Genomic DNA, 15,684 nt, shown 5'->3' with positions numbered 1-15,684 from the left:
GCAGCCGGTAATGCGCACGGCGCATTCCATGCTATGTGCCCATACCGACAAGCAGCGTTTGACCAGTAACGTGGCCGCTATGACTGCCTTGGACGACAACTACACCGGACACGTCGATCCTGGTACCGCGGCCCGCCGGACCCTACCCGGCGCCACGATCGTAAAGGTGTCAGTGGGCCCTGTGGACAACAACGCGTATCTGGTGACATGTTCCGCGACCGGAGAGACCTTGTTGATCGACGCCGCCAACGACGCGGACCTCCTCGTCGATCTGATCCGGCAGAACGCGCCCAAGGTATCGCTGATCGTGACCAGCCATCAGCACTTCGACCACTGGCAGGCGCTGGAGGCCGTGGCCGCAGCAACCGGGGCGCCGACCGCCGCCAACGAGATCGACGCCGAGCCACTGCCGGTCAAACCGGACCGTTTGCTGTCGGGCGGCGACACCGTTCAGATCGGCGAATTGCAATTCAAGGTCATCCACCTGCGCGGCCACACGCCCGGCTCGATCGCGCTCGCCCTCGACGGGCCCGCGACGGGCGGGGTCACCCAGCTGTTCACCGGTGACTGCCTGTTCCCGGGGGGCGTCGGCAAAACATGGCAGCCGGGCGATTTCAGCCAGCTACTCGACGACGTCACCACCCGGGTGTTCGACGTGTACGACGACTCCACCGTCATCTACCCGGGCCACGGCGACGACACGGTGCTCGGCGCCGAGCGCCCTCACCTGGGCGAATGGCGCGAGCGAGGCTGGTAAGGCCGTCAGGACGTGGTGTGGACGATCAGCACGTCGACCTTGGCCCGGCGTGAGACGTTGGCGGGCACCGAGCCGAGCAGCCGGCCCGCGATCGTGCTCAGTCCCACGTTTCCGACGACCAGCAGGTCGGCCTTTTCGTCCTCGGCCAGCTTGACCAGCGCGTCGACCGGGGCGCCGACGATCGGGCGCTCTTCGACGTTCTTGGCCCCGGCTTTGTGCGCCCGCTCCTTGGCGTCCTGCAGGATCGCGTAAATCGGCGCAGTACCGGACACCTTGTAGCTCTCGTCGCGCAGGGCGTCGGCGGCCCGGGTGTCCTCATGCTGAGGCAGGTACGCCGACGCGACGATCAGCCTGGCGTCCGGCCCGGCGATCTGCGCCGCCCTGTCCACCGCACGCATTGACGAGTCCGAGCCGTCGGTTCCCACCACCACAGTCTGATAGGCGCCCATTTACCCTCCCAGTTTCGGTTGGTCAGCCAACCCAAGACAGTATCGCGTTTGCCCGTTGCGCAGGGAACAGATTAGCGACACCGCGTGGCGCGGCGTGTCGACAATTTGCGGGTCCACGCTGCGCCAACGGACAATATTGCCGATGGCAAAACAATCAAATGCTCAGGCCCGAGGCGGAAAGCGTTGCATAACGCAGCTTTTCGCGGAATGCGGACGCCGGGGGCGAATAGGCGGGGGCGATTTGTGACCCGCGCCGGCGATTCAGCTTTACAGTGACAAGCATCATGTCCATGCCCACCGTCGAGCAGCGCGTCGCGGATGAAGTCGAGGAGCCCGCGCCCCCGCGTACGCCCGGCAGGTTGCTCGATCCGTGGGTGGTCGCCGTGTTCGCGGCCGTTGTCAGCGGCGCCTGGGCCTGTAGACCCTCCTTGTGGTTCGACGAGGGCGCGACCATATCGGCCGCGGGGAGCCGGACTTTGGCGGAGCTGTGGCGGCTGTTAGGCCACATCGACGCTGTGCACGGGCTGTATTACCTGGTGATGCACGGTTGGTTCGCGCTGTTTCCGCCGACCGAATTCTGGTCGCGCGCGCCCAGCGCCCTGGCGATCGGCGCCGCGGCCGCGGGCGTCACCGTTTTCACCAGACGGTTCTCGACACGGCCGACCGCGGTGTGCGCCGGAGTCATGTTCGCCATCCTGCCGCGCACCACCTGGGCGGGCATCGAGGCGCGGCCGTATGCCTTCGCGGCCGCTGCGGCGGTCTGGCTCACCGTATTGCTGGTCGCCGCCGTCCGGCGCGACAAACCGGGATTGTGGGTTTGCTATGCGCTGGCGTTAATGCTCTCGATTCTGCTCAATCTGAACATGGTCCTGTTGGTCCCGGTTTACGCCGTAATGGTGCCGCTGTTGGCTCCCGAAAAAGCGCGCAAATCTCCGGTCATTTGGTGGGCGATCACCTCGACGATCGCGGTCGCGGCCATGACGCCGTTCATAATTTTCGCCCACGCGCAGGTTTGGCAGGTCAACTGGATTTACCCGGTCAGCTGGCATTACGCCTTCGACATCATCCTGCGCCAGTACTTCGACCACAGCGTTCCGTTCGCCATCCTGTCCGCCGTCCTCATCGTGGCGGCGGTCGCGGCCCGACTGGCCGGCGTCCGGCCCCCGGCCGGCGACATGCGTCGGCTGTTGATCATCTCTGTGGCGTGGCTGGTCATTCCCACCGCGCTCGTGGTCATCTATTCGGCCCTCAGCGAACCGATCTACTACCCGCGCTACCTGATCTTCACCGCGCCCGCGATGGCCATCGTACTGGCCGTTTGCATCGTCACCATCGCCCGCCGACCGTGGCGCATCGCCGGTGCGGTGCTGGTCTGCGCCCTGGCCGCACTGCCGAATTACCTGTTCGTCCAGCGCTGGCCGTATGCCAAGGAGGGCTGGGATTACAGCCAGGTCGCCGATTTGATCAGCTCCCACGCCGCCCCCGGTGACTGCCTGATAGTGGACAACACCGTGCCGTGGCGGCCCGGGCCGATCCGCGCCCTGCTGGCCACCCGGCCGGCGGCCTTCCGGTCGCTGATCGACGTCGAGCGCGGGGCGTACGGGCCGAAGGTGGGGTCGTTGTGGGACGGCCACGTCGCCGTGTGGCTGACAACGGCCAAAATCAATAAATGCCCCGCAATCTGGACCATTACCAATAAAGAAACGTCGCTGCCCGACCATCAATCCGGACGGTCTTTGCCCCCCGGACCCGCATTCGGTCGCGCCCCGGCTTATCGATTCCCGAGTTACCTCGGGTTCCGCATTGTCGAACGTTGGCAGTTCCATTATTCGCAGGTGGTGAAGTCAACCCGCTGATTTGCCGCTTTGCCGACGACGTGAACCGCCATTTAGCCGACCGGCTGCACCTCGCGCACGCCGCGGGTCCTTCTACCGTATGGCGTGTTTTGAGAGTGCCAATCTGAGATGCGCTGCCAGCAAACTCATTTCAGGCCGGCGGCGTCCATCCCCCGCAGTTCCTTCTTCAGGTCGGCGATCTCGTCGCGGAAGCGCGCGGCGAGCTCGAACTGCAAGTCACGCGCGGCGGCCATCATCTGTTCGGTGAGGTCCTTGATCAGGTCGGCCAGTTCGGCGCGCGGCATGCTGGTGGTGTCGCGGCCCTCGAACACGCCGGCGCTGACGGCGCGACCCGGCTCGCCTTGGGCGCGCCGGCCGCGGGAGGAGTTGCGTCCGGACCCGCCGATCCCCACCGTTTCGGTGTCGTCGGCCTCTCGGTAGACCTGGTCGAGGATGTCGGCGATCTTCTTACGCAGCGGCTGCGGGTCGATGCCGTTGGCCTCGTTGTAGGCGACCTGCTTGGCCCGCCGCCGTTCGGTCTCGTCGATCGCCTCCTTCATCGAGTCGGTGATCGAGTCCGCGTACATGTGCACTTCGCCGGAGACGTTGCGGGCGGCGCGACCGATGGTCTGGATCAGGCTGCGCGACGAGCGCAGGAAGCCTTCCTTGTCGGCGTCCAGGATCGCCACCAGCGACACCTCGGGGAGGTCGAGACCCTCCCGCAGCAGGTTGATGCCGACGAGCACGTCGTACTCGCCGAGCCGCAGCTGGCGCAGCAGTTCCACGCGGCGCAGCGTGTCGACCTCCGAGTGCAGATAGCGCACCCGAATGCCCATTTCCAGCAGGTAGTCGGTGAGGTCTTCGGCCATCTTCTTGGTCAGCGTGGTGACCAGCACCCGCTCGTCGGCATCGGTGCGCTTGCGGATCTCGCCGATCAGGTCGTCGATCTGGCCCTTGGTCGGCTTGACCACCACTTTCGGGTCCACCAGGCCGGTCGGCCGGATCACCTGCTCGACGAACTCGCCGCCAGCCTGGCTGAGTTCGTAGGGGCCCGGGGTGGCCGACAGGTACACGGTCTGCCCGATCCGGTCGGCGAATTCCTCCCAGGTCAGCGGGCGGTTATCGCACGCGGACGGCAATCGGAACCCGTATTCGACCAGGTTGCGTTTGCGGGACATGTCGCCCTCGTACATGCCGCCGATCTGCGGCACCGTGACGTGTGACTCGTCGATGACGAGCAGGAAGTCCTCCGGGAAGTAGTCGAGCAGGGTCGCCGGCGGCGAGCCGGGGCCGCGGCCGTCGATGTGGCGTGAGTAGTTCTCGATGCCCGAGCAGAAGCCGACCTGGCGCATCATCTCGATGTCGTAGTTGGTGCGCATGCGAAGCCGCTGCGCCTCCAGCAGCTTGCCCTGGCCCTCCAGCTCGGCCAGCCGCTGCGCCAGCTCCTCCTCGATCGTCGAGATCGCGTGGGCCATCCGCTCCGGGCCGGCGACGTAGTGGGTGGCCGGGAAGATCCGCAGCGAGTTGACCTGGCGGATCACGTCGCCGGTGAGCGGGTGCAGGTAGTACAGCGCCTCGATCTCGTCGCCGAAGAACTCGATGCGCACCGCCAGCTCTTCATAGGACGGGATGATCTCGACGGTGTCGCCGCGCACCCGGAACGAACCGCGAGTGAAGGACAGGTCGTTGCGGGTGTATTGCACGTCGACGAGCAGCCGCAGCAGCGCGTCGCGGGGCACCTCGGTGCCCACGCTCAGTTCCACGGAGCGGTCCAGATACGACTGGGGCGTACCCAGGCCGTAGATGCACGACACGGAGGCCACGACGACCACGTCGCGCCGCGACAGCAGGGAGGACGTCGCGGAATGCCGCAGCCGCTCCACGTCGTCATTGATCGAGCTGTCCTTCTCGATGTAGGTGTCGGTCTGCGCGATGTACGCCTCCGGCTGGTAATAGTCGTAGTACGACACGAAGTACTCAACCGCGTTGTGCGGCAACATCTCTCGCAATTCATTGGCCAGCTGGGCGGCCAGCGTCTTGTTCGGCGCCATGACAAGCGTGGGACGCTGCAGCCGCTCGATAAGCCAGGCGGTGGTCGCCGACTTCCCCGTTCCGGTGGCGCCGAGCAGCACAACGTCGCGCTCCCCCGCCCTGATGCGGCGTTCCAGCTCGTTGATGGCGGCCGGCTGGTCGCCGGCGGGCGCGTGCGGGCTGACCACCTCGAAGTGGCCGCCGACGCGCACGACCTCGTCGACCGCGCGGTATTCCGAATGTGCGACTACCGGATGTTCCGTGGCGAAAGCCATGCCACCAGGGTAGAACCGTGCACCGACAAGTGTCCCGGGCTGGTCTTAGGATCGATTCGATGACCAGTTCTTCTGATTTGGTGGCAGTCGACCTCACCGAGAGGGAACGCGAGTTCATTCAGCAGGCGCTGGAGCAGTGGGCGTTGTCGGCAGCCGACGCGCCATTCCCTTATCAAGTTCTGGGGTTGTCAACGTGGGAGGAATTCGGAGCGCTCACCCTCCGGCTTGAGCGTGCCGTCACCGCCGGCGAGCCACTGACGAACCTCGACTGGGCGCGCGTGCTTTTTTTGACCGAGATCACCTGGGCCAGCGGCCTGGTCGGCGCTGGTCAAGATTTTGCGACGGTCACCGGATTCTCCGACACCGAGGCGGTGACTTTGTTGCGCGGCCTGCAGCGGCGCCGCAAAATCGGCGGGCGCACGCGTGCGAAGTTGTTGTTTCCGGAAGGTGGGAGAACCCGCACTACCGAGGAAATCGAGGAAGAGAATCGGTACTGGGAGAATGTGCACCGCGAGCAGCAGGGAAGGCAGTATCCCCCCGGGCTGTGAACGACGCGAGAGGTTTCAGCGGTTAATCCGTCCATAACTGCGACCCGATCATCCCTGTTCCAGGCAGCGCCAGACCGAACTTTCATCCCTCGGTCCAAAGTCATTCGCCGTGGTCCCACGGGTCAGGGTCCATATCACCGAGCACAGGGGGATGGTGATGACCGGCGTGGGGCGGAGGCTCCAACCTGGGCCCGAAGGGTATCGCCGGTCCACCGCCAAATCCTTCGCCGCCCTCTACCGGGGACGGCCCCTTCGGCGCCGGTGGCGCTTCGACCGGAGCAGGAGGCAGCGGTGCAGGCCGCGCTGCGGGTGCGGGCGCTGATCCGGGGGTAGCGGGCGCCATCTCCCCTCGAGCAACGGGGGGCAGCCGTCCCGGCGTAGGAGGCGGTAGCGGCTCGGGCACCCTGGTGTTCTGCTCGAAGTATTCCGTCGGTGTTCGCCATGAGTCACCGGGACGCGGCGTGGGCGCGAAGGCAGTTCCATAGTCTCCGTCCTGCGGATTGATGAAGACCACCTGACCATCCCGCAGCAGCGCTAATCCGCCGGACTTGATGCTGGTGCCGACACGAGTATTGGGGTCATTCATCGCGTCGTAGATCCACCTGGCCAGGTCCTGCGGCGCCTTCCCAGGAAAATGTTCCAAAGCATGACCATGTGCGATTTCCGTAGCTACTTGGGCCTTTTGCTCCTCTGTCCAGCCCGCGAACGGATTACCTGGGGGCCCCGGCGGTGGGGGCTCTTGTTTGAACGTGTGGTTGTCGACGGCTTGGATTTTCGGTTCCTGCGGCGATGTGGCGGGGCCAGAGTTCGGCGGGAACGTGTCGCGAACACTAGCCATGGCTGCGGTCACCTTGCCGCCGACTTGCTGATCGAGCGCGACCAGCTGGGCGGCGCGTTGGCGGATGTCGGCGACGAACGCTTGCGCCTGAGCTTGTCGGGCAGCCCGAAGTGCGGCCGACCCACCTCTCGAGCGGTCAGTGACCGAAAGGTCTTCTCCCACAGCGAAGCCCGCCGCACGGGCATCCTCGACCGAGTATCGCACGCGTGAACGTGCCCCATACAAATCTGATGCGCCGCTCCGGGCTATTTTGGCCGCCGCTTCAAGTTGGTCGGCCACCCCGCTGGTCGCCAGCATGTCGGCGTGGGTCGCAGTGCGCAACGCGTCGGCGGCTTCGCCTTGCCAATCGACCGACAAGGAATCCCGCCAGACCCGGTTGGCCAGCGCGTAGCTGCGGCTGCCGACAGCCTCCCAGTGGTCCGCCGCCTCCGTCAGATGTTCGGTGGGCCAGGCCAACAGCTGCGACAGGTTGGGGAACCCTGCGAGCGCGGACATCGCTACACACGGATCTCCGGATGCACCACACCAGCCAGCTCCTTGGCTGAACCAGCTTCCTTCGCTTTGTACCGGTTGTTGGCCTCGGCGACATGAGCGGCGCGGGTCCGCACCTGTGCGGACAGCGACGCTGTGAAAGCGGTGACCTCGGTGTGGGCGGCATTAACTGCGGCGGTGCTCGCCTGACACGCCAAGCCCAGCACCGCCGGAGCTGCTGACGCGTTCAGTTCGCCCGCCGAAGCACCCCAACGGGTGGCCATCACATGCAAAGCAGCGGAATTGACACGCAGCGACTCCTGCATGGGCGGGATTTTAGTGATGTCTGTTGTTGCCTGCCAGCCACTTCCGCCTGCCGTCATGCTGATAGCCGTGCCCCGCTATCCCACCGGACGCATCCACGTCCGGGTGACCGGATCGCACTGCAGCAGATAGCCGTCGTTCGAGGTGGTCATGGCGAATACCGAAGTGCCCGGCCGGTCGCATGAGCTGCCGGAGGCGTGCACACCCATGGTGATCGGGGCCTTGGCCCAGCTGTTGCCCTCGCAGACGATCTGCTCGCTGTTCGTCGGGTCGTAAGCCAGCTTGCCTACGTCGCCACACAACCCACCGAGCACGGGCGGCGCCGGGGCCGATGCCGCCGTCGACGTGCTGACCACCTGGGCGGGATCGCCCAGGTTCACGCCCGCTGGCACGTCGCCTACCCGGGTGGCCACCACGGGCACCCGCACCACCGCGCCCTGCGCGCCGCACTCGTTGCTGAGCACGGTCTCGGTCACGGTGCCGCGCAAAGTGCCGTCGGCCTGGGGCGCCAACGACCACGCGACGGTCTCCTGCTGGGTGACCCCGACCGGGCCGTTGGGCTGGGTGCAGCCCAGCCGGTCCTGCTGAGGGGCGCCCTGCCAATAGCCGCCGACGAAGTGCAACGTGTCGGTCTGGCCGCCGTCGGTGGTCGCTTGGTGGGTGGCGTCCTCCAGCTGGGTCCCGGTGGCCGCGCAGCCGTTGGTCGTGCACACCGAACGGAAAGCCCACCAGCCGGTGACGGGGCCGTTGTGGCGGATCGCGACGCCGTTGGTGGTCCGCTTGCTTTGGTCGTAGTCCAGTTTGTAGGTCCCGTTGAGCGCCGGCCCTCCGGAGGAGGTGGGTGCCGGGACGGACGGCTTCGACGCAAGGGTCGGGTTGGCCGGCGGGGTGTCCGGCTGAAAGGAGTACAGCACCGACCAGGTGGCCGCCACGGCGATGAGCATCGCGCACACCAGCCCCACCGCCCACCGCGTCCGCGACGAGAACCGGTGGCTCATCGCCGCGGTGCGGGGCCGGGCGCGCCGACCGGCTTCGGCGACGTCGTCGGACCGGCCGCTGACGGCGGCGGCAAATGCGCGGCACCGCTCGAACCTGTCCTCGGGTTGTTTCGCCAGTGCCTTGCAGAAGACCTCGTCCAGATGCGCCAGCTCCGGACGGTAATCGCTGAGCCGGGGCGGATCCTCGTGCAGGTGCTGGCTGATCACCGCGATCGGATTCGAATGCTGGAACGGCGGCGTGCCGGTGAGCAGATGGAAAGCCGTTGCGGCCAAGGCATATTGGTCCGCCCGCCCGTCGATGTTGGATCCCGTCAACTGTTCCGGCGCGGCGTAGGCGACCGTTCCCACGGCGACGTTGGTCTCGGTGATCCCGCTGATGTCACCCAGGTGCCGCGCGACACCGAAGTCCGCCAACAGGATTCGACGCTCCCCGCCTTCGGGATGGGTGAGCAGGATGTTGGCCGGTTTGACGTCGCGGTGCAGCAGGCCGCGGTCGTGGGCGTAGTCGAGGGCCCCCGCCACAGCCTGGACGATGGCACACGCCTCCTGAATCGGCATCCCGTCCCGGTAGTGCTCTTTCACCAGCCGAGAGGCATCGGTGCCCTCGACGTAGTCCATGGAAATCCAAAGGTGGCCGTTGAATTCGCCGCGGTCGTGGACGCCGACGATGTGGGGATGCCACAGCGTCGCGGCGAGATCGGCCTCGCGGTTGAACCTTTCGCGAAACTCGGGATCGGCCGTAACCGCCTCCGCCAGAACCTTGATCACGTCGCGTCGCGGCAACCGGGGATGCAGGGCCAGATACACCTCGGCCATGCCCCCGGCGCCCAACTGCCGCAGGATGGTGTAGCCCGCGAACGGCGCACCGCTGGTTACCGACAGGCGCGACCCGTCGGCCTCGGACTCCGCGACCGGCGTCGAGCTGACCGGCGGGATGCGACGGAACAGGTGGGAGATCGTCACGGCGGGCAACGAGTGAAATCCCGCGCGCAGCGCCGCACGGGCCTGACGCGGGTTACTCAGCAGCCGTCGCCCGGCGCCGATGCGCCGGGTGGTCCCTTTGTGTTCGTACATCGATCGCCTCGCCCCCTCGTTCCTGCCCCGGTTTGCCGCAACCTGACACGGCGCGCAACACCGCGGGCCTGCGCGTCGCGATTGGGGCCTGGCTTCGCCTGTGCCCGGCGCGCCCGGAAACGAACCTCCTTGCACCCCTTACGTTCAGATCATGCCGGATCCCAGTAGTGGGTTCGTCTCTGCAAGCTATGAAACAGTTATGAGTGGTCGGCTGGAAACAAAGCGAAGTCACAGCTGATCCCAATAGAGGCACCGCGGGAGGCACCGATACTTGAGTGGTGACTCGACCCGCCCCGCCCATCCTGACAATTCGGCACGACGGGTCCCAACGATCCTTCGGGGCCGGCCATGAGGTGGTCATCGGTCGCGACGTGCAGGCCGACATGCGCATCGCCGATCCACGGATCTCACGTGCCCACCTGATCGTGCGTTTCGACCAAGGCCGTTGGCTGGCAATCGATAACGGCTCGCTGAACGGGACCTATCTCAACGGCTACCGGATGCCGGTCATCGATGTGCACGACGGCCAGAGCATTCACGTCGGCAATCCGCAGGGACCGCGGCTGACCTTCGCCATCGGACCGCAGCAGGGCTACACCGATCGGCCGGGCCGGATCCGGCCGAGTCCGGAGGCCGGGCCGCCGACACTGGCTTGGTCCGCGCTTCCCGAGCAAACGAACCCCCGCCCCAGGCAGGTGAGGAATCCAAGCCGGGGCGGCCCCCACGCCGCACCGCCGCGACCCGCGCCGCCCAGACCGTTGAATTCGCCACACAGGCAGCCGATCTCGGCGCCGCGGCCGGCGCCGACGTCGAACATCCCGCTACGCGGCACACCACCCGACGAGCGGACCGTCGTGCACGCGGAAATACCGCCCCAGCCGGGCTCGATGCCGCCCACCGAACTCACCATGGTCGACGCCAAAACGGCCGACGTGTCCAACCTCGCGACGCGCTTTGTGAAGTTGCTCTCACCGCGCTCGTCGGCGGCGGCCGGCACCCCGGGCACCATGACGATCGGCCGCGCCGCGGAGAACGACATCGTGGTCTCCGATGTGTTGGCCTCACGCCAGCATGCGACGTTGGTGCAGACGCCGCTTGGCACCGAAATCCGGGACAACAGCATCAACGGAACCTTCGTCAACGGCACCCGGGTCGGGACGGCGATCCTGTCCGACGACGACGTCGTCACCATCGGCAATGTCGACCTTGTTTTCCACGACGGCACCCTGACCGAACGCAGCGACGCCGCCAGGCGCACCGGCGGGCTGGAGGTACGCAACGTCAGGTACGTCGTCGACAACGGCAAACAGCTGCTTGACGACATCTCCCTCATCGCGCGGCCCGGAACGCTGACCGCCGTCATCGGCGGGTCGGGCGCCGGAAAGAGCACCCTGGCCAGGCTCATCGCCGGCTACACCGCCCCCAGCTCCGGCTCGGTTACGTTCGAGGGCCACGACATTCACACCGAATACGCGTCGTTGCGCAGTCGCATCGGCATGGTCCCGCAGGACGACGTGGTGCACCGGCAGCTGACGATCAACCAGGCGCTGGGCTACGCCGCCGAACTACGGCTACCGCCCGACACCAGCAAATCCGACCGCGCGAAAATCGTCACGCGGGTCCTCGACGAGCTCGACCTGACCAAACACGCCGACACCCGCGTGGGCAAGCTGTCCGGCGGTCAGCGCAAACGGGCCTCGGTGGCGCTCGAGCTGCTCACCGGCCCGTCGCTGTTGATCCTCGACGAGCCGACGTCCGGCCTCGACCCGGCGCTCGACCACCAGGTCATGACGATGCTTCGGCAGCTGGCCGATGCCGGTCGTGTGGTGATCGTCGTGACGCACATGCTGTCCTACCTGGACACCTGCGACCAGCTGCTGTTGGTGGCCCCGGGCGGCAAGACGGCCTACTGTGGCCCGCCGGACCAGATCGGTGCAGCGATGGGGACCACCAACTGGGCGAAGATCTTCACCAAGGTAGGTGCAGACCCCGACGAGGCCAACCGGCGTTTTCTGGAGCAGCGGGACGCCGCGAAGCGGCCGCAGAAACTGGTGCCGGACAAGGCGGACGAGCCGGGCGCGCTCGGCGAACCGGTGCATACCAGTGTGCGGCGCCAGATTTCGACCGTCGCCCGACGGCAGATCCGCCTGGTCGTCGCCGACCGCGCCTACTTCATGTTCCTGGCACTGCTGCCGTTCATCCTGGGTTCGCTGTCCCTGACCGTTCCGGGCGGCAACGGATTCCATCTGCCCGGCGCGAACGCCGGCACGCCCGACGAAGCGGCGCAAATTCTGGCCCTGCTGATGCCCGCCGCGGCGTTCATGGGCACCGCGCTGACCATCCGCGACCTGGTCGGCGAACGCGCCATCTTCCAGCGCGAGCAGGCGGTCGGGCTTTCGACCACCGCCTACCTGCTCGCGAAAACCGCGGTGTTCTGCGGGTTCGCGATCCTGCAATCGGCGATCATCACCGCGATCGTGGTGATCGGCAAGAGCGCGCCGACGCGAGGCGCCGTTCTGCTCGGCCATTCGACCGTCGGGGCGACCGTCGAATTGTTCGCCACCGTCGCGGCGACCTGTGTGGCCTCGGCGATTCTCGGCCTGGCGATCTCGTCGCTGGTCCGCTCCAGCGAGCAGATCATGCCGCTGTTCGTGGTAACGGTGATGGCACAGCTGGTGCTCTGCGGCGGCATGGTTCCCGTGACCGGCCGGCTCGGGCTGGACCAGCTGTCCTTCGGGATGCCCGCCCGCTGGGGGTACGCCGCGGCGGCGTCGACGGTCGACCTGCGGCACCTGGTGCCCAATTCGCTGCTGTCCCAGGACCGGTTCTGGCAGCACACGCCGAAGGTCTGGCTGCTCGACATGGGCATGCTGGCGGCGTTGTCACTGTTCTATGCGGGTTTCGTGCGCTGGAGAATCCGGCTTCGACGCTAGAGTTGCATCATCCATCCGCCGAAGCACGAGACGTTCGACCTCATCGCCCGCACCAACACCGACCCCAAAGGCATCGTGCGGGCCGTGGACGACTATGCCGTCCACCCGTGGGGCCTCTACGTAGCCCGGCCCACTCCCGGCCGCGTGCAGTTCCACTACCTCGAGTCGTGGCTGCTGCCGTCGCTCGGCTTGCGCGCCACGGTCTTTCACTTCAATCCGGGCTATGAACGCGACCACGACTACTACCTCGACGTGGGCGAATACACGCCGGGCCCCGACGTCTGGCGTTCCGAAGATCATTACCTCGACATCGAGGTGCGCACCGGCGACGGCGCGGACCTGACCGACGTCGACGAGCTCCTGGATGCCGTCCGCCACGGCTTGTTGACCCCGGAGGTTGCCGAGCAGGCGGTGCGGCGCGCCGTGGACGCCGTAGCGGGGCTGGCCCGCAACGGCTATGACCTTTCCCGCTGGCTGGCCGGCCACGGGATGGAGCTGACGTGGCGCGAGACCTGGTAGCGGGTCTGCCCGCGGCGGTGCGCGAGGCGCTGCACGACGAGCCAGTGCCCGACTGGCGATCCCCCACGCTGGCCACCCTGACCGACAAGCGGTTCTCCGATCCGCGGTGGATCTTCGAGCGCAAGTTCGACGGGATGCGCTGCCTGGCGTTTCGTGACGGCGACCGGGTGCGGCTGTTGTCGCGAAATCGCCAGCCGCTCAACGGGACGTATCCAGAACTCGTCGACGCGCTTGCCGCGCAGCACACCACACGCTTCGTGCTGGACGGCGAGGTGGTGGCGTTCGAGGGGCGCCGCACCAGCTTCGCCCGGCTGCAGGGCCGCCTGGGCATCACCGACCCCGCGGTGGCCCGCGCATCACCGGTCCGCGTCTTCTACTACCTCTTCGACCTGCTGCACCTCGACGGCAAGTCCACCCTCGACGCACCGCTGATCTGGCGTAAGCGGCTGCTACGCAATGCGATTGAATTCGGCGACCCGCTGCGCTACACCCCGCACCGGGTCGAGGACGGCCTCGCCGCCTACCGCGCGGCCTGTGAACGCGGCGACGAAGGGGTGATCGCGAAGCTGGCCGAGTCGCGATATGACGGCGCGCGGTCGAAGAATTGGTTGAAGTTCAGGTGCGTGCGGGACCAGGAGTTCGTGGTGGGTGGCTACACCAGCCCCAGGGGCAGCCGGGTCGAGTTGGGTGCGCTGTTGCTGGGCTACTACGACGGCCGCGACCTGGTCTATGCCGGCAAGGTGGGCACGGGCTTCGACGAAGCAACGCTGCACCGCCTGCACGAGCGGCTGTCGGCGATCACACAGGGCACGCCGCCCTTCACCCGCGGTCTGGTGCGGGAAGCCGGCGCCCATTGGGCGCGCCCGCAACTGGTGGTCCAGATCGGTTTCACCGAGTGGACCCGCGACGGAAAGCTGCGCCACCCGCGCTACCTCGGCCTCCGCACCGACAAGGCCGCCGCCGACGTGGTGCGGGAATCGCGCTGAGCGTAATGTCAGCAACCATGAGCTGCACCGGCCGCAGGCTGCTGCCGATCACCGCGGTGACGATGATCGCCGTTGGCTCCCAGTTGAGTCCGGCGACCGCGCGGGCGGACCTGCACAACATCACCTACCGCGCCAGGATCGACGCGCTGACAACCGGTAGCCAGGCCACCTTCATCATCAACGGCGGGCAGACGAACACCACGAACCTTCCGTCCATGCCCGGCAACGCATTCGAGGCCAACACGGTGCTGCCCGACCCGCAGCAAGCCGGTATACGGATTGTGCTTCATTTCCCATACTCGGCGAACGTGCACTGCGAGATCGACGTCGACGACAACGTTTTCACCCAGGCCGACCAGTTCGTCAAACCCGCACCCGGAAATTCCGACCCCAACAGCGGTGCGCTGCAGTGCGGCGCAACTCCAAACCTTTTAGGGCTGCCATCCGGTTGAATCGGCCCACTCCCATGCGCGCCGGTAGGCGTCCAGGAACCATGGCTCCTTGGCGTCGACGTAGGCCGCGGTGTCGCCGCCGGCCTGAGTTTCGGCTGACTGCTTGAGGGACAGGTAGTCGGCCCGCGCCTCGGGGTTGGCCGACAGCCAGGCGACGAACAACAGGGCGAACTGCTGATTGGGCCAGCCATCCACCCGGATGTGCACGTTGGTCGGGCGACCCGGATCCGCTGACGCGTGAATCCGCTTGTCCCACAACGCCGTATCGTCACTGTGGTTGTAGCGGTCGACGGCGCTGCGAGCATCGGGCCGTGCGACGTCGGAGGTGATGCGCCCGATGCGGGGGTAGCCGGCGGCCAGCAGGGGTTCGGCGAGTTCGTCGGCGACCGCCAAAGATTCGACGGTGATCTGCATGTCGATGACGTCCTTGGCGGGAAAGTCCGGCACGGCGGTAGAACCGATGTGGTCCACGCGAATCGCCCGGTGGCCACAGGCGGTCTTCAACCGGTTGACGATCCGCCGCGCCTGATCCTGCCAGCTCGGATCGGGCGGCACCACCCGTGCCGCCGCCCGCGCGACTTGGCGCTGGCTCAGGTTGTGCGCGAAGGGGACTATCCGGTTGTCCCACACGTCATGGGCCCGTTGCACCAAGTCCTCCGGGCTGCCGGAGTTGTCCACCCAGATGTCGGCGACGGCACGGCGCTGTTCGTCGCTGGCCTGGGCGGCGATCCTGGCGCGGGCGTCCTCTTCGGGCATGCCGCGCTGGTCGACCAGCCGTCGCACCCGCACCTCGACGTCGGCGTGCACCACGACCACCAGCGGGAACAGCGGCGCCATCCCCGATTCCACCAGCAGCGGAATGTCTTCGACGACAACCGAATCCTCTGGCACCGAGGCGATGATCTCGGCGCGGCGTTTGCCGACCAGCGGGTGAACGATGCCGTTTAGCCTTTGACGCGCCTCGTCATCCCGGAAGGCCTTGGCGGCCAACGCGGGACGATCCAGCGACCCGTCGGGAAGCAGGATGTCCTCACCGAACGCTTCGACCAGGGAAGCCAGTCCCTCGGTGCCCGGCTGGACCACCTCACGCGCGATGACGTCGCCGTCGACAATGACCGCACCGCATTTCGCGAAGGTGGCCGACAGCGCCGACTTGCCGGCGCCGATGCCACCGGTCAACCCGATACGCAGCAT

At 66.8% G+C, this 15,684-nt stretch carries 13 protein-coding genes; 7 read left to right on the top strand and 6 right to left on the bottom strand.

The features are described from left to right. Nucleotides 1–79 precede the first annotated feature (79 nt). Nucleotides 80–757 carry an MBL fold metallo-hydrolase gene (locus AWC17_RS20875; protein ID WP_046184512.1) on the top strand — a complete coding sequence of 226 codons (678 nt, stop codon included), beginning with the start codon at nt 80–82 and terminating at the stop codon, nt 755–757. Between the two features lie 5 nt (nt 758–762). Here AWC17_RS20875 and AWC17_RS20870 read toward each other — a convergent pair whose 3' ends face one another. Further along, complete coding sequence (locus AWC17_RS20870) at nt 763–1,206, bottom strand: universal stress protein (protein WP_046184513.1); 444 nt, start codon at nt 1,204–1,206, stop codon at nt 763–765. Between the two features lie 284 nt (nt 1,207–1,490). On the opposite strand from AWC17_RS20870, the gene AWC17_RS20860 reads away from it, so the two are divergent. Continuing rightward, nucleotides 1,491–3,062 carry a mannosyltransferase gene (locus tag AWC17_RS20860; RefSeq protein ID WP_046184514.1) on the top strand — a complete coding sequence of 524 codons (1,572 nt, stop codon included), beginning with the start codon at nt 1,491–1,493 and terminating at the stop codon, nt 3,060–3,062. A gap of 125 nt (nt 3,063–3,187) precedes the next feature. Here the strand turns inward: AWC17_RS20860 and uvrB are convergent, their stop codons facing one another. Next, a complete protein-coding gene (uvrB, locus tag AWC17_RS20855; protein WP_085165055.1) occupies nt 3,188–5,347 on the bottom strand; it encodes an excinuclease ABC subunit UvrB in 2,160 nt (719 codons plus the stop codon). 80 nt (nt 5,348–5,427) lie between these two features. Here uvrB and AWC17_RS20850 point away from each other — a divergent pair, with 80 nt between their 5' ends. Continuing rightward, entirely contained in the window at nt 5,428–5,895 is a 468-nt protein-coding gene (locus AWC17_RS20850; protein WP_231588397.1) for a hypothetical protein, read from the top strand. A gap of 100 nt (nt 5,896–5,995) precedes the next feature. Here AWC17_RS20850 and AWC17_RS33110 read toward each other — a convergent pair whose 3' ends face one another. The 3 genes from AWC17_RS33110 to AWC17_RS20835 all read right to left on the bottom strand — a co-directional run bounded on the left by AWC17_RS33110 (nt 5,996) and on the right by AWC17_RS20835 (nt 9,600). Continuing rightward, on the bottom strand, nt 5,996–7,228 hold the full coding sequence (locus AWC17_RS33110) for a hypothetical protein (RefSeq protein WP_197083372.1): 1,233 nt from the start codon (nt 7,226–7,228) through the stop codon (nt 5,996–5,998). Between the two features lie 2 nt (nt 7,229–7,230). Further along, a complete protein-coding gene (locus tag AWC17_RS33105; protein WP_197083371.1) occupies nt 7,231–7,530 on the bottom strand; it encodes a hypothetical protein in 300 nt (99 codons plus the stop codon). Nucleotides 7,531–7,605: 75 nt separating this feature from the next. Next, entirely contained in the window at nt 7,606–9,600 is a 1,995-nt protein-coding gene (locus AWC17_RS20835) for a serine/threonine-protein kinase (protein WP_046182925.1), read from the bottom strand. Nucleotides 9,601–9,875: 275 nt separating this feature from the next. Between AWC17_RS20835 and AWC17_RS20830 the strand changes: the two genes are divergently transcribed. The 4 genes from AWC17_RS20830 (at nt 9,876) to AWC17_RS20815 (ending at nt 14,490) form a co-directional block, all read left to right on the top strand. Next, nucleotides 9,876–12,533 carry an ATP-binding cassette domain-containing protein gene (locus tag AWC17_RS20830; protein ID WP_082122923.1) on the top strand — a complete coding sequence of 886 codons (2,658 nt, stop codon included), beginning with the start codon at nt 9,876–9,878 and terminating at the stop codon, nt 12,531–12,533. Between the two features lie 75 nt (nt 12,534–12,608). Beyond that, nucleotides 12,609–13,052, top strand: a complete 444-nt coding sequence (locus AWC17_RS20825) for a ribonuclease FAU-1 family protein (RefSeq protein ID WP_046182923.1) — start codon at nt 12,609–12,611, stop codon at nt 13,050–13,052. Beyond that, nucleotides 13,034–14,038 (top strand): non-homologous end-joining DNA ligase, encoded by a 1,005-nt coding sequence (ligD, locus tag AWC17_RS20820; protein WP_082122922.1) that lies wholly within the window; start codon nt 13,034–13,036, stop codon nt 14,036–14,038. The genes AWC17_RS20825 and ligD overlap by 19 nt, the downstream gene beginning before the upstream one ends. Nucleotides 14,039–14,055: 17 nt before the next feature. Continuing rightward, nucleotides 14,056–14,490 (top strand): hypothetical protein, encoded by a 435-nt coding sequence (locus AWC17_RS20815; RefSeq protein WP_046182922.1) that lies wholly within the window; start codon nt 14,056–14,058, stop codon nt 14,488–14,490. Here AWC17_RS20815 and coaE read toward each other — a convergent pair. Next, entirely contained in the window at nt 14,470–15,684 is a 1,215-nt protein-coding gene (gene coaE / locus AWC17_RS20810; RefSeq protein ID WP_046182921.1) for a dephospho-CoA kinase, read from the bottom strand. The two genes, AWC17_RS20815 and coaE, sit on opposite strands and share 21 nt — an antisense overlap.

It is taken from the genome of Mycobacterium nebraskense (assembly GCF_002102255.1).
GTDB classification, from domain to species: Bacteria; Actinomycetota; Actinomycetes; order Mycobacteriales; family Mycobacteriaceae; genus Mycobacterium; species Mycobacterium nebraskense.
This window is presented reverse-complemented; position numbering and strand designations above follow the sequence as displayed.